Here is a 21803-nt window from a genome sequence, read left to right as displayed (position 1 = left end):
TTTCTTGCCAATGAGCTAGTGACTGCGGGCAAGATGCTTCGCTGCGCTCTGCATGACGCGTTTTTCTATTCGGATTACAGTAGCGAGCGAATCCAACCGCCATCCACCGGCACCGACGTGCCGGTGATGTAGCTGGCCCGCTCCGAGCACAGAAACGCCGCCAGCGCCGCAAATTCACGCGGCTCGCCCAGCCGGCGCATCGGGATTTCGGCTTCCCAGCGGGCCGTGGCCTCGGTGGCGGAGATGCCCTCACGGGCGGCCGTAGCATCGGCCAGGCCCACCACGCGCTCGGTGCGGGTGTAGCCGGGCAGGATGTTATTCACGGTAATGCCTTGCGCCGCCACTTCGGTAGCCAAGGTGCGGGCCATGCCCGTCACGGCCGCCCGCAGGCTATTCGAAAGCATCAGGTTGGCCACCGGCTGCTTCACCGAAATGGAGGTGATGTTGAGGATGCGGCCCCAGCCGCGCGCCTGCATGCCGGGCAGCACGGCCCGCGTCAGCTCCACCACGCTGGTGAGCAGGAGCTGCGTGGCAGCCTGCCACTGCTCGGCGCTCAGCGTGTCGAACGTGCCGGCGGGCGGGCCGCCGGCGTTGGTCACCAGAATATCGATGCGGCCGAAGCGGGCCAGGCCGGCGGCCACGAGGCGGGCCACGGCGGCGGGGTCGGCCACGTCGGTGGCCAGGCCCAGCACGGGCGTGCCGTGGGCTTGTTCGATGGCGGCGCAGGTTTCCTGCAGGGCTACATCGTGGCGGGCACAGAGGATGAGCGACGCGCCTTCGGCGGCCAGTTCTTCGGCCACGGCGCGGCCCAGGCCCTGGCTGGCGGCGGCCACTAGGGCAATTTTTCCTTTCAGTCCGAGGTCCATAACCGGGCTATTTCAGGCGCAGGTAGTCGTCCGATTTGTCGAGCCAGTCCTGGCGGGGCGGGCTGAAAATGTCCACGTCGAGCGTGTCTTCAATGGCTTCGGCCTTGTGCCACACGTTGCCGGGGATGTGCAGCACCTCGCCTACTCCTACCACAATGGGCTCAGCATCTTCAGACCCAATCCAGAAGCGCAGCGCGCCTTCCAGAATGTAGGTAATCTGCTCGTTGTGGTGCTGGTGCAGAGGCACGATGGTGCCTTTTTTGAGGTAGACGTGGGCCAGCATCATCTTGTCGCCGGTGATGAGGCGGCGCGAGAGCTGGTCGGTCACCTGCTCCACGGGCATGGCGTCCCAGGTGTATTTGGTGGCGGTGGGGTTGTCGGGCATGGGGTGGGTTTTGAGTGGGTCGCCAACGCATCCGTCATGCAGAGCGCAGCGAAGCATCTTTACCGTGTAACTAACTTAAATGTTGGCTCCATTGCCGAGTCGTTGGATGTAGGGGCGGGGCCTGCCCCCGCCCGCCCGGTCGCACCATTGACTCGCGGCCGCTCAACGATGGGCGGGGGCAGGCCCCGCCCCTACGCCGTTCAGCCGCTGCAATGCCTGCAAACCCACTCTCCGTCCCCCATCCCCAAAACCTACACCCGTACCCGGCTCGCCACTGCCGATACGCACAGGCCCATAAAGGCAATCAGGGCAAACGACACCCGCAAGCTCGTAGCCCCGGCCACGAAGCCAATCACCGGCGGCCCCAGCAGAAACCCGAAGAAGCCGATGGTGGACACCGCCGCCAGCGCCATGCCCGCCGACATCGTAGTGGACTTGCCCGCTGCCGAGTACACGAGCGGCACCACCGCCGACGTGCCGAACCCCACCAGCAAAAAGCCCAGCAGCGCTGTAGGCAGCGTGGGCAAGGCCACGGCCACGCTCAGCCCCACCGCCGTAAGCAGGCCGCTGAGCTGAATCACGCGCTTGGCCCCGAGGCGGTGGGCCAGCCAGTCGGCCCCGAAACGGCCGGCCGCCATCGTACTCATAAAGGCCGTGTAGCCCGCCCCCACCCAGGCCGGGTCGGCACCCACCACCTTCTTGAAATACACCCCGCTCCAGTCGAACATCGCCCCTTCGCAGATGAGCGCGCAGAAGGCAATGGCCCCCAGGCCCAGCAGCTCCTTATCCGGTTTCACGAAGATGGGCTGGTCAGGGTCCACGCCCGAATCTTCGCGCACCGTGGAGCCCGCCGCCACAACCAAACCAGTTAGAATGAAGGCCGCGATGCCCAGGAAGTGCACGCCCGGCGGCACCGCGTGCCCAATCATAAACGAGCCGATGGCGGCCGCCACGAACCCGGCCAGGCTCCACAGCCCATGAAAAGAGGCCATGATAGGCTTGTGCTTATACAGCCGCTCCACGCCCACGGCCTGGGTGTTCACCGAAATGTTGGTAAGATTGCCGCCGATACCGAACACCATCAGGCAGGGCAGCAACTGCCACAGGCTATTGGCCCAGCCCAGCCCCAGCAGCGCCGTGGCATACAGCACCACGGCCCACAATACCACGCGCCGGCTGCCCTGCTTGGCCACCAGCCAGCCCGCCAGCGGCAGCGACACCAGCTGCCCCAGCGGAATAGTCAGCAGCACGCCACCCAGCGCCGCCTCCGAGATGCCCATCTTTTGCTGCACGCTCGGAATGCGCGACGCCCAGCTGGCAAAGCACAAGCCCAACAAGAAAAACAAAGCGCCCACCGCCACGCGGTGGGCCTTGCGCGATTTGCCGCGCGGCGAAACACTATCCAACGTCATCATGCGCAAGCGGCCGCCCCTCTATCTGAGCGGGCGGCCCTGATTTTTACGCAAGTTCGGCACGGCCGGCCGGAGCGGGGCAGGTTTCGGCCGCCAAATCGGCCACGATGCGGGCACTCACCTGCCGCAGCAGGCCGATGGTTTCCTCCACCACCGGTTGCACGGCGGCCAGCTCGAAGGGCTCGGGCCACTTGTTCAGCAGCTCAACCGGAGGCAGAATGTGCAGGGCGCGCAGGTGCGTCAGGTTGGGGCGTAGGGTGTGGGCGGTGCCGCGCAGCTGGCTGGCGTCGGCCGCCTGCACTGCCTGGCTGAAACCGGCAATGGCTTCGTCGCAGCTCTCCACGAAAGTTTCCAGCATGAAGCGCACGAACTCCAAGTCGCCCTGCCCCACGTGCAGCAGCTCGTCGGTCTGATACAGCGGCGTGTCGGCAGTATCCGTTGCGGCTCCCGACTCCGGCGCGGCGGCTGGTACGGCAGCTTCCGGCGTTGGTGCGGCTTCAACGGTAGGCTCGCCTTCGGCTGGTTCCAGCGACGGGCACAGCACCCAGCGGCTCACCTTGCGCAGCAGCTCGTCTTCTTTAAAGGGCTTGGTGAGGTAGTCGTCCATGCCCGCGGCCAGGCACTTTTCGCGCTCGCCTTTGATGGCATTGGCCGTGAGGGCCACAATGGGTGTGGCCAGCCCCAGCTGCTGGCGCAGCAGTGCGGTGGCGGCGTAGCCATCCATCACCGGCATCTGGATATCCATCAGAATCAGGTCGAAGTCCTTAGTGCCGGCCAGTTCCACCGCCACGGCGCCGTTTTCGGCCTCCGTCACCTCTACAAAGGCGTGGTGCAGAAAGGTTTTGGCGATTTGGCGGTTGAAGCGGTTGTCCTCCACCAGCAGCACGCGCTTGGCACGCAGGTCGGGCAGCAGGCGGCTGTTGGGCGGCAAGGCGTCTTTGGGGGCCAGGTCGGCGGGCGTGCCCACGGGCAGCGGCAGCACGAAGCGCATCACCGTGCCCTGGCCTTTCACGCTGGTGGCCTCCACATCGCAGCCCATCAAGCGCAGCAGGTTGCGGCTGATGCTCAGGCCCAGGCCCGTGCCGCCGTACTTGCGCGTGACGGACGAATCTTCCTGGCTGAATTCCTGAAACAGGCTGCGCACGAACTCCGGCTCGATGCCAATGCCCGTATCGGCCACCCGAAACTCGATGGCGGCGCGGCCATCGGGGCCGGTGCCCGCCAGTGCGCAAGTCACCGCCACGCTGCCGGTTTCGGTGAACTTGATGGCGTTGCCGGCCAAATTCAGCAGCACCTGCCGAATGCGGTAGGGGTCGCCGAGGAGCACGGGCGGCAGGTCGTCGGCCACGGTCGCGGTCAACGTCAGGCCTTTTTCCACGGCTTTGTAATGCAGGGTCTGCTCCACTTCGGCCAGCAGGTGGCGGGGCGTGAAGCCGACTTCCTCCAGCGTCATCTTGCCGGCTTCGAGCTTGCTCAAATCCAGAATATCGTTGATAATCACCAGCAAATGCTCGGCCGAGGTGGTAATGGCCTGGCGGTAGCTGTCCTGCTCGGGCACGAGCGGGGTTTTGGCCAGCAGCTGGCTCATGCCCAGAATGGCGTTCATCGGCGTGCGAATTTCGTGGCTCATGTTGGCCAGAAACAGCTCGCGCGCCCGCACCGCCGATTCGGCCGCCAGCTTGGCGTGGCGCAGCTGCCGCTCGGTGTTCACGCGGTCGGTAATATCGAGGCCGTAGGCCACCAGCAGGTGCGGCGTACCGTCGGGGTTGAACACGGGCTGCAGGCAGCGCATCTGGTGCCGCATGCCGCCGGGGCGGTCAAACGACTCCTCAAACGTCACCAACTCCCCACCCCGAAACGCACTCATGATGCGCTCGTGGCGCTCCTCGGCCATGGCCCGCGGGTGCCCGTACTGGGCAAAATATTCCAGGTTGTCGCGTCCAATCACCCATTCCCGCTTGGCCGGGTCCTTGATGCCGGTGGCATTCACATAGAGGTAGCGTCCCTGGGGGTCGAACACGCCGATGTCGCAGGGGATATGGCTCAGGGCGCGCTCGTAGAACTCGCGCTGCTCGGCGAGTTTTCGCTCAGCTTGCTGGCGCTGCGTCACGTTGCCGCTGGTGCCCACCATCATGCGGAAGGTGCCATCGGCGGCCAGCACGGGGGTCATGTAGCGGCGCATCAACTGCGGGCCGTCAGGCGAAGCCATGGTTTCTTCCCACATCACTTCGGTGCGGGTGGCCACGGCCTGCTCGAAAATGCGGCGGCGGTTTTCGGCCAGCTCGCGGGGGCGTTCCCGCTTGGCGCAGTACTCAAAATCATCTTTGCCGATTATCCAGGCCCGCATGCCGTCGTCGGCAAAGCATTGGTTGTTGGCCAACTGGTAGCGGTGCTCAGCATCAAAAACCACCACTTCAACCTGCAAGTGGTTGAGCACGGTGAGGTAATAGTCCTGCTGCTCGGCCAGGCGCTGCTGCTGGGCACGCAGTGCAGCCTGGGCCGCGGCCAGGGCCTGCCGCAAGGCCGCAATCTGCTCGGCCGCCGGGGCAATGGCATCCGGCAGCGGCGGGTTCAGTTCGGAGGAATTATCGGAGGAATCTAATAAATTGTAAAAAACGCCCATTTATTATATTTTTATTATTTTAGACTGCTGACAAAGATACTCCAATTTATAAAGCTAACCTCCTTATTTTCTTGCTATTAAGAAGCCATTATATTTAACTTATCAGAGTTATTTTTGAACAAATCGAATTGAATTTACGCGTGATAAGCCGTGGGCTTTCCAGCCATTGTCGGCAAGTGGTTCACATTCAATATCCGTCCTTGTTCCAGCCAATTCAACTGCCCTGATTTGGCCTGCACGCAGCCCGGAACTGAATCATCAAAAAGATTCCACACCTGTTTTTTCAGCCGAATTTCCAGCGTGCAGGTAGCTTTCAGGGCTCGCCGTCGGCTACTTCAGCAACCGACAGACACTGGTCAGCGACTGCGGCTATTTTAGCAGTTGGGCAATTTCCCGCCGGTAGTCGGAGTTGTCCGTCATGCCGTTATGACGCGCGCCGGGCAGCACAACGAGCCTATCGGTGGGTTTGAGCAGGGCTTTGAGGCGCAGGGTGGAGTTGTAATCAATCACTTCGTCGCGGTCGCCGTGAAACAACACAATGGGCGCGCTCACCTGCGTTATCAGCTCGTTTGTAGGCATGGGGTAGCGCAGCAGAAAACCGGGCACAAAGGGGTAGAGCCGCGCCGCCATGTCGCGCATGCTGAAGTAAGGAGCCTGCAATACCAATAGCTTGGGGTGATGGCGGGCAGCCAGCCAGGTAGCCGGCCCGGTGCCCAGCGAGTAGCCCAGAATAACCGTGCGATTTTCGGGATATTCGGGCAACAGCTGCCGATAAACCGTGTCCACATCGGCCAGCATCTGGCCCTGGTTGCTGATGCTGCCGCCGCTTTTGCCGTAGCCGCGGTAGTCGAGCAGGAACATGTCGTAATGCAGGGCCGTGTACGTAGCCGCTGCATCGCCCCAGCTGTCGAGCGCGCCGCCATTGCCGTGCAGGTAAAATATCAGGCCTTTCGGCTCGGGCACTTTGAACAGCAGGCCGTGCAGCTGCGTACCATCGGCGGCGGTGGTCCACCGCTCCTCAACCTGCCCCGGGAAGTGAAATTGATAGCCGGCCGGCAAATGCGTGGGCGCAAACAGCAGTTTTTCCTGCTTGAAATACAGTATGCCGCACAGCAGCACGTACAGTGCCGCCACCACGCTCACTACAATAAGCACCACTTTCATGAGCTACCGGCTGTTGCCGGAAAAGCACCTGCTTCCCGGGCAGCCAAGGTAAAACCCACCCGGGCAAAACCGCCCGCTACCCCCCTATCGTGGCCATGCTCTCGAAGCTGAGCTGGTGCAATGGCCGCTGCCGCTCGGCCTCGAAGCCGTTGGCCGCGCGGTGGCGGAAGGCAGCTGACAGCGCCGCCACAATCTCCTCATCGGACTTGCCGCCGCGCAGCAGGGCGCGGGTGTCGAGCACGCCCTGGTCGTAGAGGCAGGTTTTAATACCGCCCTCGGCCGTGAGGCGCAGGCGGTTGCAGGTGCCGCAGAAAGTGCGCGAGTAGGCCGCGATGATGCCCACCGTGCCTTGGTGCCCCGATATGCGGTATTCCGAAGCCGTGGCCCCGGCCGCCATACTCACCGGCAGCAGCGCCCCGAAATGGTTCTCCAGATGCTGGCGGATGCGGACGTGGTTCCAGGGCAGTGAGGCGGGGCCGGCTTCGTGGCTGCCACCGTTGAAGGGCATTTCTTCGATGAAGCGCACGTCCACAGGCAGGTCGCGGCTGAGGGCGGCCAGCGGCACGAGGGCGTCGATGTTCTGGCCGTCCATCACCACGGCGTTGATTTTTACCTGGATACCGGCGTCGAGCAGGGCGTGGAAGGTTTCCAGCACCTTGGGCAGCTCGTCGCGCCGCGTGATTTGGAAGAACCGCTCACGGTCGAGCGTGTCGAGGCTGAGGTTCACGGCTTTCACGCCCAGGCGGGCCAGGGCGGGCACGTGCGGCGCAGTGAGCACCCCGTTGGTAGTCAGGCTGATGTCGTCGATACCCGGCAGCTGGGCTAGGCGCTCCATGAAGGGCACCAGGTCGCGCCGCACGAAAGGTTCGCCGCCGGTCAGGCGCACTTTGCGCACGCCCAGGCCGGCCAGCAGGCCCGTGAGGCGCAGCATCTCTTCGTAGCTCAGCAGCTCGTGCTTGGGCATGTACTTAATGCCTTCCTCGGGCATGCAGTAGAAACAGCGCAGGTTGCAACGGTCCGTCACGGCCAGGCGCAGGTATTCCAGCGGCCGGCCGTGCTGGTCGAAGAGGGGCGTGACGGCCGGCGCGGCCGGGGCGAGGATAGATGGAAGCACGTTTATCACCAATTTTGCCCGGCTGTACGTAAGACTGCCGGCTTGTGGTAAACCTCCGACAAGCGAAAGGTGTTCAGGCCGCGAGCCGGGCCCGCCCCAAACGGCCGCGCCGCGCTGGTTTTCCCCACAAATTCCGCCCAAGATATGTCATTAAAAGTCGCCCTCTTCGGCATTACCCGCGACATCGTGGGCACGTCGGTGATTGAATTGCCGGCCCCCGCTCCCACCACCGTGGCCGAGCTGCTGGCCGAAATGCGCCGCCAGTACCCGGCGCTCGGCGAGCTGCGCAGCTGCGCCGTGGCTGTCAATAACGAGTACGCCAGCGCCGACACGCCCCTGCACACGGTCGACGAAATTGCCCTCATCCCGCCCGTAGCCGGCGGCTGATTTTTCGTGGCGTGGACTTTATAGTCCGCGTGGGAACCGCTCAACTCTAAATCCTCTGACTCGCGGACTACAAGTCCGCGCTACTGCTTTCATGACCCCACACCTCGCCATTACCGACCAGCCCATTGACATTGCCGCCGCTCTTGCGGCCGTACAAACCGACACTGCCGGGGCGGTCAATTCCTTTATCGGTACGGTGCGCAACCAGTCGGGTGGCCGGCCGGTGCGCCGGTTGCACTACGAGTCGTACGACAGCATGGCCCTCACGCAGCTGGGCCACGTGGTGGCGCAGGCTTACGAAAAGTGGCCCATGCTCCAGGAAGTGGCCGTAGTGCACCGCAAAGGCACCCTGGAACTGGGCGATGTGGCCGTGGTGGTGGCCGTGGCTACGCCGCACCGCGCCGAGAGCTTTGCCGCCTGCCAGTTCATCATCGATACGCTGAAGCAGGTGGTCACCATCTGGAAGCGCGAGGAGTATGAAGACGGCACGGAGTGGGTGGCGGCGCATCCGTAAGAACTGTCATGCTGAACGCAGTGAAGCATCTGACAAAAGCCGGCAAACAGCTTTCATCAGATGCTTCACTGCGTTCAGCATGACAGAACAGGTTTTTACTTGCTCGGAATCAGATACCCCAGTGAGAGTTGGAACGCCGAGTGGCGGGCGTTTTTCAGGTCGCCATTGAAGTAGGTGCTGTTGTCGGATTTCACGAAGTCGCTGAAGGCGCCGGTGTAGCGCAGGTTCAGGCTGAGGCCGTTTTCGGCTTCGTAGCCCACACCGGCCAGGTAGCCCAGCTCGTTGCGGTTGAGGCCGCTCACGTCGGTTTTGTTCTGCGACTCGGCGGTGCTGGGCGTGCCGCCCAGGGCGGGCGTGGTGGTCACTTTCGTCTGGTTGTTGGCGCTGAGCAGATAGGAGTATTGCGGGCCGGCTTCGAACACGAGGCCCGAGGCGCGCACTTTCAGCAGCACCGGCACGTCGAGGTAGTTGTAGTTCACGCTGCCTTCGCGCTTTTGCTTGGCACCGAGCAACGTGGTGTATTCGGTGGGCTTGTTTTCAAAGCCTTTTTGCGAATACAGGATTTCGGGCTGCAGCGACAGAAAGCCGTCCTGAATGATGGGCACGTTGAGCATCACGCCGCCCAGAAAGCCAACTTTGTTGTTGTAAGTATCCTGATTCTGAATGTTGCCGGCCAGGTTGGAATAGTTGGCGCCGGCGCGCAGGCCGAGACGCACGCTCTGGGCCTGGGCCGATGAAACAGCGGCCGTGGCCAGAAGCGCGGCAGCTACAATTGCAGTCTTTTTCATGATGAAATAGGGTTAGTTGATAAGACGTGTCGTCGGCGCATCCATCAAAAACGTGCCAACGCGGGCCTTTAACGCGCACTGAGCAGATAATAGTCTGAACCGTAAGGGCAAAAAAATAACCGCCGGGCCGGCGGTTATTTTCTGAGCGAAGCTGACGCGGCGGCCGGCTACTTCGCTTCAATCAGCTGCACGGCGCGTTCCAGCACCTCATCGCGCCCGGCCTGGATGCCGGCAATGGTGGGCTGCACTACCACATCGGGCACGATGCCCACGCGCTGGGTTTCGCGGCCGTCGGGGTAGTACACGCCGATGCCGCTAATCATCGTCGTGATGTTGCCGGGCAGCATGATGGTCGAGACGTTGCCGTCGGCGCCGGCGGTGGTGCTGCCCACCACTTTGGCCCCCGGCACGGCGCGCAGGGCCATGGTGGTGTACTCCGACTGGCTCTGGCTCAATTCGTTTACCAGAATCACGACCTTGCCCGCATACGGCGCGTCCTGGGTGCCCGGCACCGACGTCACCGGCGTGCTGAGAAATACGCCCGGGTAGTCAGGTTGCGGCTCACTGAACCGCACGAAGGGCACGGGCTTGCCTGACAGGTATTTGGTAAGCGAAAACACCACGAACTCGGCCGGGTAGTTGCGAATATCGATAACGAGGCCTTTGGTGTTTTTTAGCTTGGCCATGGCCTCGGGCAGTTCGGCCTGCCTGATGGTGCCGAGCGAGAGGTAGCCCACGTTGTCGGGCAGCAGTTTCCAGAACGGGGCTTTGGGGTCGGGCGTGCCGTTGTTCAGGCCCAGGTTGAGCTGGGCGGCGGGCACGCGGCCGATGGTGACGGGGAAGTCGCGGCCGGCGCGGCGAATAAGCAGCGTGGTTTTGTCGGTGTTGCCGCGCAGCAGGTCGCGGGCCATGTTGCGCAGCTGGGTGGGCTCGTTGGAGGCGGGCGTCAGCGGCTGGCGGGCCTTTATCAGGTCGGTGACTTTCACCCCATCCACAGCCAGCACCACGTCGCCTTTTTGCAGGCCGGTGGCCGGGCCCAGGGTTTCGTGGAAATAGTCCGTCACCACGGCTTGGCCTTCTACGAAACGCACCTGCACTGGCGCGTGCAGCGTGCCTTTGTAGGCAGCCAGGATTTTGTCGCTGCCATACACGTTGGCGTGCGTGTCGTGGATGCGGGCGATGATGACCAGCGCCGCCAGCCGGTACTGCTCGTCGGTGCGGGCGGCGGCAAATTGCGGAATGAACTCGGGCAGCACCTTCTGCCAGTCTTCCCCAATGGCGTAGCGGTAGGGAAAGAAATACTCAATCATGTTCCAGTAGCGGTACAGCGCCAGCAGGCGCAGGCCGGCATCGGGCGTGGCGGGCTGCGCATATACCTCTTCGTGCACAAAAAGCGGGTTGCCCACGTTGGGGGCGCTGCGCACGTAGTAGTTCGAGTCCTGGTTGCGGTTCTGGCGCAGGTAGGTGAGCTGCTGGCTGAGGGCGGGACCAAGCTGGCTCTTATCCGTCAGCCAGGCCAAATCAGCTTGCAGGCGTACCTCGTCAGCCTTGGGCTCGCGGCAGGTGGCACAGGCCGGCACCGGGCCCAGGCCAGTGAGCCAGGCGCTGAGCACGGCGTTGCGCTCGGCCGTCGTCTTAGCAGCAAGCACCTTAGGCAGGATGCGCAGCATTTCCGCATCCCAGTTGTAGTCGCCCCGGGCCACGGCCGGGTGGTAGTATTTCACAAAGCCCCAGACCCGGCCCAGCACGGCGAGGTTCTCGATTTGGGCCTTACTAAGGTTGTCGAGCGCAATGCCCGAGCCGTGGCGGAAGGCGGTATCCTGCTCAGCCTTGTAGTGTTTCACCGCTTTGGGCGGGGCCTGGGCCAGGGGTTGGTCGTCCACGGTCAGGCTCAATTGGTCGAGCCACATGGTGCCGGAGCCGGGCAGCAGGCCGCCCACATAGATGGTTTGGGCCTGGTCGCCGAGGGGCAGCGAAATGGTGTACGCTTTCCAGTCAGTGGTGCCGTGCACGTTTTCTTTGCTCATGTTATTGAGCCCCAGCATGCCATCTTCGCCATCGACGCGCAGCCACAGGCCGGCGTAGCCCTTGTCCACCTTCTCGGTTTTGAGGTAGCCAGTGAGCTTCACGGTTTTGCCCTGGAAGCTCACCGGGATTCGCAGCGTGCTAACCCCAAAGGCTTTGCCATCCCAATTGGCGGTGGTCGACTGCATACGCAGCGCGTAGCGCCCGTCGTGGCGCGTGAGTGAATCGATGGCGACCTGGTATTCGGGCCGGGGCGCGCTAGTCCACCCAACGGGTGAGTTGGTCTGATGATTAACGCGCTCAAGGTCCAGGTTGAGCGCAGTGGCCGGAGCCTGGGCCTGGGCTACTGCCGGGGCAGCCAGCAGCAGGGCCAATGAAAGGAAGGAGTTTTTCATGCCCCGAAGATGGCCTACACGGCCCCAACGTTGCCTGCCGCCCACTTTTATTCCGAACTCCGGCCGCCGGTTACCGGCGCGGCTCCAGCTCGCGCGTGGCGGCGGCGCGCTCCTCGGGAGTGTTCACGTTGCGCAGCTCGCCGGGCGCGGGCGGAGCCAGCAGCTCAATATCGGAGTTAATCAGCGCCTTACGCGGGCAGGAGTAGCCCAACCCCAGAAACCGCAGCAGCTGCCCGTAGCTGCGCGGCTCCCAGATGCTGACCAGCGGCTCCGGAAACGCATCCCACGGGCTGCGGAACGAGGTGGCCATGCGGGCCGGCTGCCGGCTGCTCACGAGGTATTCCAGCGTGTCGCGGGTGAGGAAGGGCAGGTCGCAGGCCAGCACCAGCCAGGCCGCGTTCGGGTCGGCCTGCAAGGCCGACAGGATGCCGCCCAGCGGCCCCAGGTTCAGGAAAGTATCGGGCAGAGCGGTGAGGCCGGTGGGCAGTTCGGCCGCCTGGTCGGGGCGTACCGATACGCGCACGTCGGGGCAAAACTCGGCCAGCAGCGCGGCGGTGTGCTGGCGCTGGTCGAGGCCGTGGTAGTGCAAGGTTCCCTTGTCGGTTTGCATGCGCTCGCTGCGGCCGCCGGCCAGCACGAGGCCACGTAGCACCGGCACCGCCAGCTGGTACCACTGCCTGATGAAAGCGGCGATACCGGCCACGTCGGCCAGCGGCAGCACGGGCGGCAGCGGCGCGGCACTGAGGTGCTCCAGCAGCACGGCGGGCAACTCCGTCTGGCCTTCGGCGAGGAGAATCAGGCGTACGTCGGTGAGGCGGTCGAGCTTCTTTTCGAGTGGCTTGCGCGGGTCGACGATGACGACCTGCTGGCGGGCGCGGAAGTGGTTGCCATTCACCAGCACCACGCTTTCGTGCGCCAGCAGCTCGGGCTGGGTGAACCGGTCCAGCGCCCGCGTGAGGTTGAGTTGGCGGTAGGTGATTTTATCAACTAGTTCGGCCGAAAGACCATTTTCGGCCACATATGGCACCGGCTTAGCGACGGCACCTGCTGTTTCTTCGGCGGCGGCCGAGTCGCCGGCGGCGTGGTCGGCATCCACATAGGCCACGCGCAGTTGCGGGGCCAAATGCGGCAGCAGCCGGGCCACCAGCGCTTGAATATCGCCGCAGGGCGCGCCTAGAATGGCCAGCTCGTGCCGGCCGAATTCGCCCACATCGGGGCGGGCCAGGGCGGCGTGCTTGGTTCGTTTCGCGGCGGAGTTTGGTAGACTATCCATATCGGAATTTACGAATTTTCGGCGCGGTGAAAGTCTTTTTTGCCGCCGGTTTTCTCAATCAGCTGCACGCCTTCGATGCTGATGTCGTGCGAAAACGCCTTGCACATGTCGTAAATGGTGAGAGCGGCCACGCTGGCTCCGGTCAGGGCCTCCATCTCCACGCCGGTGCGGCCGGTGACCACGGCGGTGCATACCACGCGCAGGGCGTCGGCACCGTCGGGCTCGATGGTAATGCTGCAATCATCGAGCCCCAGTGGGTGGCAGAGCGGGATGAGGTCGGCAGTTTTTTTGGCCCCCATGATGCCCGCCAGAATGGCCGTGTGGATGACCGGGCCCTTGTACGAGGGCATTTCGCCGGCCTGCACGCGGCTCAGCAGTTCCTCGCCCAGCACCACGCGGCAGTGGGCGCGGGCCACGCGGCGGGTGGGCATTTTCTGGCCAACATCCACCATCGTGGGCTGGTTGGCGGCGTTGACGTGGGTGAAATTTTTGGTCAGCATAGAAGTGTAGAGACGTGTGAATGCGCCGAATCGTTGGACGGATTGTAGCGCGGACTTTTAGTCCGCGACTCGCAATAACAACCGGACGGCGTGGTGTCGCGGACTAAAAGTCCGCGCTACGTTTCATCTAGCCAACTCAGCGGCGAATTGTTTTATCGCAAACTATTGGGCCAATCAGCCGTTTTCAACCCAGCACCGGGCCAAAATCCCCCCGGCAGCCCCGGCAAAACCCGCCGCACCGGCTCATGTGAGCCGCTTCCTTTCCCTTGAATTTCATTATGAGCAATACCGCATTAGTCGTTGGTGCCAGCGGCATCATCGGCAGCAACCTGGCCCAGGAGCTGCTGGCCCACGGCTGGCCCACCTACGGCCTGGCCCGCCGCCCCGACACCAGCATCGCCGGCCTGCAACCCGTAGCCGCCGACCTGATGGACGTGGCCAGCCTCGAAACCGCGCTGGCCGACCTTCGGCCCACGCATGTGTTCATCACCAGCTGGATGCGCAACGACACCGAGGCCGAGAACATCCGCGTGAACAGCGCCATGGTGCGCAACCTGCTGGCCGTCCTCGGCCCGAAACATTCGGTGCAGCACGTAGCGCTGGTAACGGGCCTGAAGCACTATCTGGGGCCATTTGAAGCCTACGTGAGCGGCGGCGTGGCACCGCCCACGCCGCTGCGCGAGTCGCAGCCCCGGCTGGCCCTCGACAACTTTTACTACGCCCAGGAAGACGAGGTGTATGCTGCCGCCGCGCGCGACGGCTTCACCTGGAGCATTCACCGGCCGCACACCATCATCGGCAAGGCGGTGGGCAACCTGATGAATTTAGGCACCACGCTGGCCGTGTACGCCAGCATCTGCAAGGCTACGGGGCGGCCCTTCCGCTGGCCCGGCTCCAAGGCGCAGTGGAAAGGCTTGTCGGATGTGACCGATGCCCGCGTCATTGCCAAGCAGCTGGTGTGGGCCGCCACCACCGAGGCGGCCCGCAACGAGGCCTACAACGTGGTGAACGGCGACGTTTTCCGCTGGAGCCAGCTCTGGGGCCGCCTGGCCGAGTGGTTTGGCGTGGGAGCCGTGGGCTTCGATGGCAGCATTCACCCGCTGGAAGCCGAAATGGCCGGCGACGCGGAATTATGGCGCGAAATCGCCACGAAGAATGGCCTGGCCGAAGCCGATTTGAGTCGCCTGGCTTCGCCCTGGCATACCGATTTGGACCTGGGCCGGCCCATCGAAGTAATGACGGACATGGCCAACAGCCGCAAGCGCGGCTTCACCGTGTTCCAGAGCACGGAGGACTCGTTCTTCGATTTATTTGCCAAGCTGCGCGAAGACCGGCTTATTCCGTAGGGCTGCGCTTCAAAACTGGACATGACTGTCATCCTGAGCGCAGCGAAGGACCTCATCACGTTAGAACGCGTTGTCGTAACTCAATCGGCGCAGGTGAGATAAGGTCCTTCGCTGCGCTCAGGATGACAGTCGTGTTCACGCCAAACTTTTAACTCCCCCCATGCTATCCCCCGCCGAAGCCACCGCCCGCGTCCTCGCCACCGCCCGCCCTTTGCCGCCCGAAACCGTGACCCTGCCCCACGCCGCCGGCCGCGTCCTGGCCGAAACGCTCACGGCCGACCGCGACTTCCCGCCCTTCAACCGGGTAGCCATGGACGGCATCGCGGTGAGTTTTGCTACCTGGGCTGGTGGCCAGTCGGAATTCGAGATTCAGCACACCCAATACGCCGGTGAGCCCGCCCGCCCGTTGCTCAGCCCGCAGCAGGCCGTGGAGGTGATGACCGGCGCGGTGCTGCCGCCCGGGGCCGATGTGGTGGTGCGCTACGAGGACATTCTGCTCGAAAACAACCGCGCCCGCATCCAGATTCCGCCGCCTGCCGCACCCGGCGTCAACATCCACCACCAGGCCGCCGACCGCCACGCGGGCGACGCGCTGCTGCGTTCCGGCACCCGCCTGGGCCCCGCCGAGCTGGCCGTGGCCGCCACCGTGGGCGCGGCCGAAATAGCCGTGCTGCGCGCCCCGCTGGTAGCCGTGGTGAGTACCGGCGACGAGCTGGTGGGCATCGGCGCTACCCCGCTGGCGCACCAGATTCGGCGCTCCAACGTGTATGCCCTGCAAGCGTTGTTTGCCCAGGCCGGGGCCGATGTTTCGCTGTTTCACCTCACCGACAACGTGGAGGAGCTGCGCGTGGGCCTCACCAACATTCTGTCCGCCTGCTTCGACGCCGTGGTATTGAGCGGGGCTGTGAGCAAGGGCCGCGCCGACCATCTACCGGGCCTGCTGCGTGAGCTGCACGTCGAGGAAATATTCCACGAAGTGCAGCAACGGCCCGGCAAACCGTTGTGGTTTGGGGCGCGGGCCGGCGGGCCGGTGGTGTTCGGGCTGCCCGGCAACCCAGTGTCCACGTTCATCACGGCCTGCCGCTACGTGCGGCCCTGGCTGCGCGCCGTGCAGCAGCCCGCGGGAGCTTCGGCCGCAACTCCTGCCGCTGCCGAGGCCGGCCCGCAGCCAGCCGTGCTCACCGTCGACATCAATTTCAAGCCTCAGCTCACGCACTTCGTACCCGTCCGCCTGACCGTGGACGCCGAAGGCCGCCGCCTGGCCACGCCGCTCCGCGTGGGCGGCTCCGGCGACATGATGGGGCTGGTGGGCGCCACCGCGTTTCTGGAGCTGCCGCCCGAGCCGGCCGTGTTTGCAGCGGGCAGCGTGTGGCCCGTCTGGACACTATAGGCCCGGATTCTCTTCAACCTGCGGGCACAGACTACGTACAGCCATCCGAGCCGCAGCGCCAGCGGCTGCGTGTTGATAGTGGCCCGGCGCATTGGCCACTGTCTTTTTTCTCATCGCAACCCGCCCCGATTATGCCGACGAAGAAAGCAAGCACCGCCAAAAAAGACCCCTGCTGGAAAGGCTACGAGCAAGAAGGCACCAAGAAAAAAGACGGTAAAACCGTCCCGAACTGCGTAAAAAAAGATTAGCGCCATCCTTGAGCGTTGCTAGTTGGCCCCGGCTTGTACCTCCGCAGGTACGAGCCGGGGCCTTGTTTTTACGGCTTGGGCCCGGCACGAAGTCATTTTTATACTTGCGTCGTATCTTCGCCCTACGCTGCTATCCAGAAAGACCGAGGGACCGGGCCCGATGACGTCTTGGCAACCTACCGCGAGTAGGTGCCAACTCCCGTTTCACCGTATTTTTTGGTGAAAGAAGATGACAGCCGGAACCGTGCTTCGCCGCACGGGTTTCTTTCTGGATACGCGCCTTACGCTGCTATATCGACCCGAAAGAAATGTCCACCGCCACCCTCGCCGCCCCTTCCCCGCTCCCCGAACTACTCCGCCAGCGCTTGCTGATTCTCGACGGTGCCATGGGCACCATGATTCAGCGCCACCCGCTTACGGAGGAAGATTTTCGGGGCACCCGCTTTGCCGACCACCCCAAACCCCTGCGCGGCAACAACGACCTGCTGAGCATCACCCGGCCCGATATCATCAAGGGCATCCACGCCGAGTATTTCGCCGCCGGGGCCGACATGGTGGAAACCAACACCTTTTCGGGCACTACCATCGCGCAGGCCGACTACGGCCTGGAGCACGTGGTGTATGAATTGAACTACGAGTCGGCCCGCCTGGCCCGCGAAGCGGCCGACGAGTACAGCACGCCCGAGCGGCCGCGCTTCGTGGCCGGTGCCGTGGGCCCCACCAACCGCACCGCCTCGCTCTCGCCCGATGTCAACCGGCCCGGCTTCCGCGCCGTGACCTTCGATGAGCTCGCCACCGCCTACCTGGAGCAGGTGCGCGGCCTCGTGGACGGTGGCGTGGACACGCTGCTCATCGAAACCATCTTCGATACGCTGAACGCAAAAGCCGCGCTCTACGCCGTGCAGAAGTTCTTCGACGAAGGCGGCCGCGTGGTGCCCGTGATGATTTCCGGCACCATCACCGATGCCTCGGGTCGCACCTTGAGCGGGCAGACGGTGGAGGCATTCTGGAATAGCATCCGCCACCTGCCGCTGCTGAGCGTGGGCCTGAACTGCGCCCTCGGGGCCGACCAGCTCCGCCAGTACGTGCAGGAGCTGAGCCGCATTTCCGACGTGCACATCTCCGCCTACCCCAACGCCGGCCTGCCCAACGCCTTCGGTGGCTACGACGAATCGGCCCAGGAATTCGCGGCTTTGGTGGAGGAGTACCTAAAAGAAGGCATCGTGACGGTGGTGGGCGGCTGCTGCGGCACCACACCCCAGCACATCGCCGAGCTGAGCAAGCTGGCCGAGCGGTACAAGCCCCGTCAGCTGCCTTCCGAACACACGCCATCCACGCGCCTGAGCGGTCTGGAGCCGTTTACCATCAAAGAGGAAAGCCTCTTCGTGAACGTGGGCGAGCGCTGCAACGTGACGGGCTCGCGCGCTTTCGCCCGCCTCATCCGCACCGGCGCGTACGAGGAAGCCCTGGCCGTGGCCCGCCTGCAAGTGGAAGAAGGCGCGCAGGTGCTCGACATCAACATGGACGAGGGCATGCTCGATTCGGAGCAGGTGATGACGACGTTTCTGCACCTCATCGCCTCGGAGCCCGACATTGCGCGGGTACCCGTCATGATTGATTCCTCGAAGTGGAGCGTGCTGGAAGCCGGCCTGAAATGCGTGCAAGGCAAGTCCATCGTGAACTCGATTTCGCTGAAGGAAGGCGAGGAAGCCTTCCGCGAGCGGGCTCACACGGTGCGCCAGTACGGCGCGGCCGTGGTGGTGATGGCCTTCGACGAAAACGGTCAGGCCGACTCGCTGGAACGCCGCATCGAAATCTGCCAGCGCAGCTACGACATTCTGGTGAAGGAAGTGGGCTTCGACCCGTCCGACATCATTTTCGACCCCAACATCCTGACCGTAGGCACGGGCATGGACGAGCACCGCAACTACGCGCTCGACTTCATCGAAACCGTGCGCTGGATTAAGGGCAACCTGCCCGGCGCGCTCACCAGCGGTGGCATCAGCAACATCAGCTTCTCCTTCCGCGGCAACGATGTGGTGCGCGAGGCCATGCACACGGCTTTCCTCTACCACGCCATCCGGGCCGGCCTGGACATGGGCATCGTGAACCCCGGTCAGCTCGGTGTGTACGATGAAATCGAGCCGCACCTGCTCGAACTAGCCGAAGACGTGCTCCTGAACCGCCGCGCCGATGCCACCGAGCGCCTCGTGGAATTCGCCGACACGGTGAAGCAAAAGGACAAGGCCGAAGTGAAAGCCGACGAGTGGCGCAGCCTGCCGGTGCAGGAGCGCCTGTCGCACGCGCTGGTAAAGGGCATCACCGAATTTATCGACGAAGACACCGAGGCCGCCCGCCTGGAACTGGACCGTCCGCTCAACGTAATTGAAGGCCCTTTGATGGCCGGCATGAACGTGGTGGGCGACCTGTTTGGGGCCGGTAAAATGTTCCTGCCGCAGGTGGTAAAATCGGCCCGCGTAATGAAAAAGGCCGTGGCCTATTTGGAGCCTTATTTGCTGGCCGACAAGCAGGGCTCCGACCGCCAGACGGCCGGCAAAATCCTGATGGCGACGGTGAAAGGCGACGTACACGACATCGGCAAGAACATCGTGGGCGTGGTACTGGCCTGCAACAACTTCGACATCATCGACCTCGGTGTAATGGTGCCGCTCGAAAAGATTCTCGACGAAGCCCAGAAGCAAAACGTGGATGTTATTGGCCTCTCCGGCCTCATCACGCCCTCGCTCGATGAGATGGTATACGTGGCCCAGGCCATGGAAAAGCGCGGCATGAAAGTGCCCCTGCTCATCGGCGGCGCCACCACCTCGCGCCTGCACACGGCCGTGAAAATTGCCCCGTCGTACAGCGGCGCGGTGGTGCACGTGAACGACGCCTCCCGCTCGGTGGGCGTGGCGGCGGGCCTGCTCGGCTCGGGCGAAAAAGCCTACGCCCAGACCGTTGCCGACGATTACGCCGCCCTGCGCGCCGACTACGCCAGCCGCCAGCGCGACAAAAGCTATTTGACCATCGAAGCCGCCCGCGCCAACGGCTTCAAATCCGACTGGAACACGGTGAGCATCACCAAACCGAGCTTCCTCGGCACCAAAGTTCTGGAGGATTACGACCTCGCCGAGCTGGCCCGCTACATCGACTGGACGCCCTTCTTCCACACCTGGGAGTTGAAAGGCCGCTACCCGCGCATTCTGGAAGACGAAACGCTGGGCGAAGCGGCCACCAAGCTATTTGCCGATGCGCAGGCCATGCTCGCCAAAATCATCGACGGCAAATTGCTCACGGCCCGCGCCGTGCTGGGCTTCTGGCCGGCCAATACGAAGGATTACGACACCATTGAAATCTACGCCGACGATACCCGCGAGGCCGTAGCCACCGAGTTTTTCACGCTGCGCCAGCAGGGCGAAAAGGGTCCGAAAATCCCGAACATTGCCTTCTCCGACTTCTTGGCCCCGAAGGAATCCGGCCGGGCCGACTATATGGGCGGCTTCGCCGTGACGGCCGGCATCGGCATCGAAAAGCTGATTGAGCAGTACGAGGCCGACCACGACGACTACTCCAGCATCATGGTGAAGGCCCTGGCCGACCGCCTGGCCGAAGCCTTCGCCGAGCGCCTGCACGAGCGGGTGCGCCGCGAGTTTTGGGGCTATGCGCCCGACGAGCACCTCACAGGCGAAGAGCTGGTGCAGGAGAAATACCGCGGCGTGCGCCCCGCTCCCGGCTACCCCGGCTGCCCCGACCACACCGAGAAAATCACCCTCTTCCAGCTGCTCGACGCGGGCGCGAAAACCGGCATCACCCTCACCGAAAACCTGGCCATGTACCCGGCCTCTTCAGTGAGCGGCATGTACTACGCCCACCCCGATTCGCGCTACTTCGGCCTCGGCCGCATTGGCGTGGACCAGGTGGCCGACATTGCCCAGCGCAAGCACATGCCGCTAGCCGAGCTGGAGCGTTGGCTGATGCCCAACCTGAACTACGAACCGAAAAATTAGCCGTTAGCTTTTAGCTGCTAGCTATTAGCTTTTACCGACGACATCCTAAGAACAAGAGCTAATAGCTAGCAGCTAAAGGCTAACAGCTTAAGAAATGAGAGTTACCGACCACCTCGCCCAGGCCAAGGGCAAAACCCTCTTTTCCTTTGAGGTGCTACCGCCCAAAAAGGGCGAAAATATCCACACGCTCTTTTCGAATATCGAGCCGCTGATGGAGTTCAAGCCGCCGTTCATCGACGTGACGTACCACCGCGAGGAATACGTGTACCGCCACCACCCCAACGGCCTGCTGGAAAAGAAAACTGTGCGCCGCCGCCCCGGCACCGTGGGCATTTGCGCGGCCATCAAAAACCGCTTCGATGTCGATACCGTGCCTCACCTCATCTGCGGTGGCTTCACGAAGGAGGAAACCGAGAACGCGCTGATTGACCTGCACTTCCTGGGCATCGATTCGGTGCTGGCGCTGCGCGGCGACCCCATCAAATCGGAAGGCGTGTTCAAGGCCGAGCCCGACGGGCACGCCTATGCCTGCGACCTCATTGGCCAGGTAGCCAATTTGAACAAGGGCGAGTATCTGGATGAGGAACAGGATGATACCTGGGCCACCAACTTCTGCATCGGCACGGCCGGCTATCCCGAGAAGCACTTCGAAGCGCCCAACTACGCCTCCGATATCCGCTACCTGAAGCACAAAGTGGACCGGGGAGCCGACTACATCGTGACGCAGATGTTCTTCGACAACGAAGAGTTTTTCAAGTTCGAGCAGAAGTGCCGCGACGCGGGCATCACCGTGCCCATTATCCCCGGCCTGAAGCCGCTGACGACCAAAAGCCAGCTCACGATGCTGCCGCGGGCTTTTTTCCTCAACCTGCCCGAGCCGCTGGTGGAAGCCATCAGCCAGTGCCGCGACAACGAAGCGGCCCGCACCATCGGCATTGAATGGTGCCTCAACCAGAGCCGCGAACTCATGGCCCACGGCGTGCCCTGCCTGCACTACTACAGCATGGGCAAGTCGGAAAGCATCCGGCGCGTGGCAGCCGAGCTGTTTTAGCGCAACGGCAACACCGCAGGTCGGCCTGAATAATTGGCAAGCGGTAAGCAATAAGTGGATGGGCGGGTGGCTTGCGAGCTACCCGCCTTTTTTTTGCGCTTGCGTTAGCCACACCCGTTGCTTTTTGGAAAAATTTATACGGCTTAAATGGTATTAGACGCATCTCTGATGCTCACACCAGCCCAAATTAATGCAATAAAAACCTGCGAAACAGTCAGCTAAATGGCTGAGCAAACGTATGCTCAACGACGCTATTTTCTCGACCAACGGATTATTATAGCCGACTAAAAAAAGGCGTTTCATCCGAAATAAATA

The 21803-nt window shown here is 63.1% G+C and carries 16 protein-coding genes and 1 riboswitch; of the genes, 6 read left to right on the top strand and 10 right to left on the bottom strand.

Going from position 1 to position 21803, the window contains the following annotated elements; genetic code table 11:
* Positions 1–74 precede the first annotated feature (74 nt).
* From MON38_RS22120 to moaA, 6 genes are all read right to left on the bottom strand, one after another.
* Positions 75–866, bottom strand: a complete 792-nt coding sequence (locus tag MON38_RS22120; RefSeq protein WP_241938335.1) for an SDR family oxidoreductase — start codon at positions 864–866, stop codon at positions 75–77.
* 7 nt (positions 867–873) lie between these two features.
* Complete coding sequence (locus tag MON38_RS22115; protein WP_241938334.1) at positions 874–1251, bottom strand: cupin domain-containing protein; 378 nt, start codon at positions 1249–1251, stop codon at positions 874–876.
* Positions 1252–1502: 251 nt separating this feature from the next.
* Positions 1503–2666 (bottom strand): MFS transporter, encoded by a 1164-nt coding sequence (locus MON38_RS22110; RefSeq protein ID WP_241938333.1) that lies wholly within the window; start codon positions 2664–2666, stop codon positions 1503–1505.
* A gap of 43 nt (positions 2667–2709) precedes the next feature.
* Complete coding sequence (locus MON38_RS22105) at positions 2710–5286, bottom strand: hybrid sensor histidine kinase/response regulator (protein ID WP_241938332.1); 2577 nt, start codon at positions 5284–5286, stop codon at positions 2710–2712.
* A gap of 369 nt (positions 5287–5655) precedes the next feature.
* Positions 5656–6450, bottom strand: a complete 795-nt coding sequence (locus MON38_RS22100; RefSeq protein ID WP_241938331.1) for an alpha/beta hydrolase — start codon at positions 6448–6450, stop codon at positions 5656–5658.
* 76 nt (positions 6451–6526) lie between these two features.
* The gene (gene moaA, locus MON38_RS22095; RefSeq protein WP_241938330.1) at positions 6527–7564 is read right to left on the bottom strand and encodes a GTP 3',8-cyclase MoaA; all 1038 of its coding nucleotides are present in this window, start codon (positions 7562–7564) and stop codon (positions 6527–6529) included.
* A 144-nt stretch (positions 7565–7708) separates the two neighbouring features.
* On the opposite strand from moaA, the gene MON38_RS22090 reads away from it, so the two are divergent.
* Entirely contained in the window at positions 7709–7951 is a 243-nt protein-coding gene (locus MON38_RS22090) for a MoaD/ThiS family protein (RefSeq protein WP_241938329.1), read from the top strand.
* Between the two features lie 91 nt (positions 7952–8042).
* Entirely contained in the window at positions 8043–8465 is a 423-nt protein-coding gene (locus tag MON38_RS22085; RefSeq protein ID WP_198069992.1) for a molybdenum cofactor biosynthesis protein MoaE, read from the top strand.
* Positions 8466–8560: 95 nt separating this feature from the next.
* On the opposite strand, the gene MON38_RS22080 is transcribed toward MON38_RS22085, so the two are convergent.
* The 4 genes from MON38_RS22080 to moaC form a co-directional block, all read right to left on the bottom strand.
* The gene (locus tag MON38_RS22080) at positions 8561–9253 is read right to left on the bottom strand and encodes a porin family protein (protein WP_241938328.1); all 693 of its coding nucleotides are present in this window, start codon (positions 9251–9253) and stop codon (positions 8561–8563) included.
* Positions 9254–9420: 167 nt separating this feature from the next.
* A complete protein-coding gene (locus MON38_RS22075) occupies positions 9421–11673 on the bottom strand; it encodes a S41 family peptidase (protein WP_241938327.1) in 2253 nt (750 codons plus the stop codon).
* Between the two features lie 70 nt (positions 11674–11743).
* The gene (locus MON38_RS22070) at positions 11744–12946 is read right to left on the bottom strand and encodes an NTP transferase domain-containing protein (protein ID WP_241938326.1); all 1203 of its coding nucleotides are present in this window, start codon (positions 12944–12946) and stop codon (positions 11744–11746) included.
* 8 nt (positions 12947–12954) lie between these two features.
* Positions 12955–13446: a cyclic pyranopterin monophosphate synthase MoaC gene (gene moaC, locus MON38_RS22065; RefSeq protein ID WP_241938325.1), complete on the bottom strand. Its 492-nt coding sequence runs from the start codon at positions 13444–13446 to the stop codon at positions 12955–12957.
* 278 nt (positions 13447–13724) lie between these two features.
* Here moaC and MON38_RS22060 point away from each other — a divergent pair, with 278 nt between their 5' ends.
* The 4 genes from MON38_RS22060 (at position 13725) to metF (ending at position 21488) form a co-directional block, all read left to right on the top strand.
* Positions 13725–14792: an SDR family oxidoreductase gene (locus MON38_RS22060; RefSeq protein WP_241938324.1), complete on the top strand. Its 1068-nt coding sequence runs from the start codon at positions 13725–13727 to the stop codon at positions 14790–14792.
* Between the two features lie 160 nt (positions 14793–14952).
* Complete coding sequence (locus tag MON38_RS22055; RefSeq protein WP_241938323.1) at positions 14953–16182, top strand: molybdopterin molybdotransferase MoeA; 1230 nt, start codon at positions 14953–14955, stop codon at positions 16180–16182.
* A 375-nt stretch (positions 16183–16557) separates the two neighbouring features.
* Positions 16558–16666: riboswitch (SAM riboswitch) on the top strand.
* Positions 16667–16738: 72 nt separating this feature from the next.
* On the top strand, positions 16739–20437 hold the full coding sequence (gene metH, locus MON38_RS22050; protein WP_241938322.1) for a methionine synthase: 3699 nt from the start codon (positions 16739–16741) through the stop codon (positions 20435–20437).
* 94 nt (positions 20438–20531) lie between these two features.
* The gene (gene metF / locus MON38_RS22045; protein WP_241938321.1) at positions 20532–21488 is read left to right on the top strand and encodes a methylenetetrahydrofolate reductase [NAD(P)H]; all 957 of its coding nucleotides are present in this window, start codon (positions 20532–20534) and stop codon (positions 21486–21488) included.
* Positions 21489–21803 lie beyond the last annotated feature (315 nt).

The organism is Hymenobacter cyanobacteriorum, from assembly GCF_022631375.1.
Classification (GTDB): domain Bacteria; phylum Bacteroidota; class Bacteroidia; order Cytophagales; family Hymenobacteraceae; genus Hymenobacter; species Hymenobacter cyanobacteriorum.
Note: the sequence above shows the minus strand (reverse complement) of the source record. Positions and strands in the feature narration are given on the sequence as shown.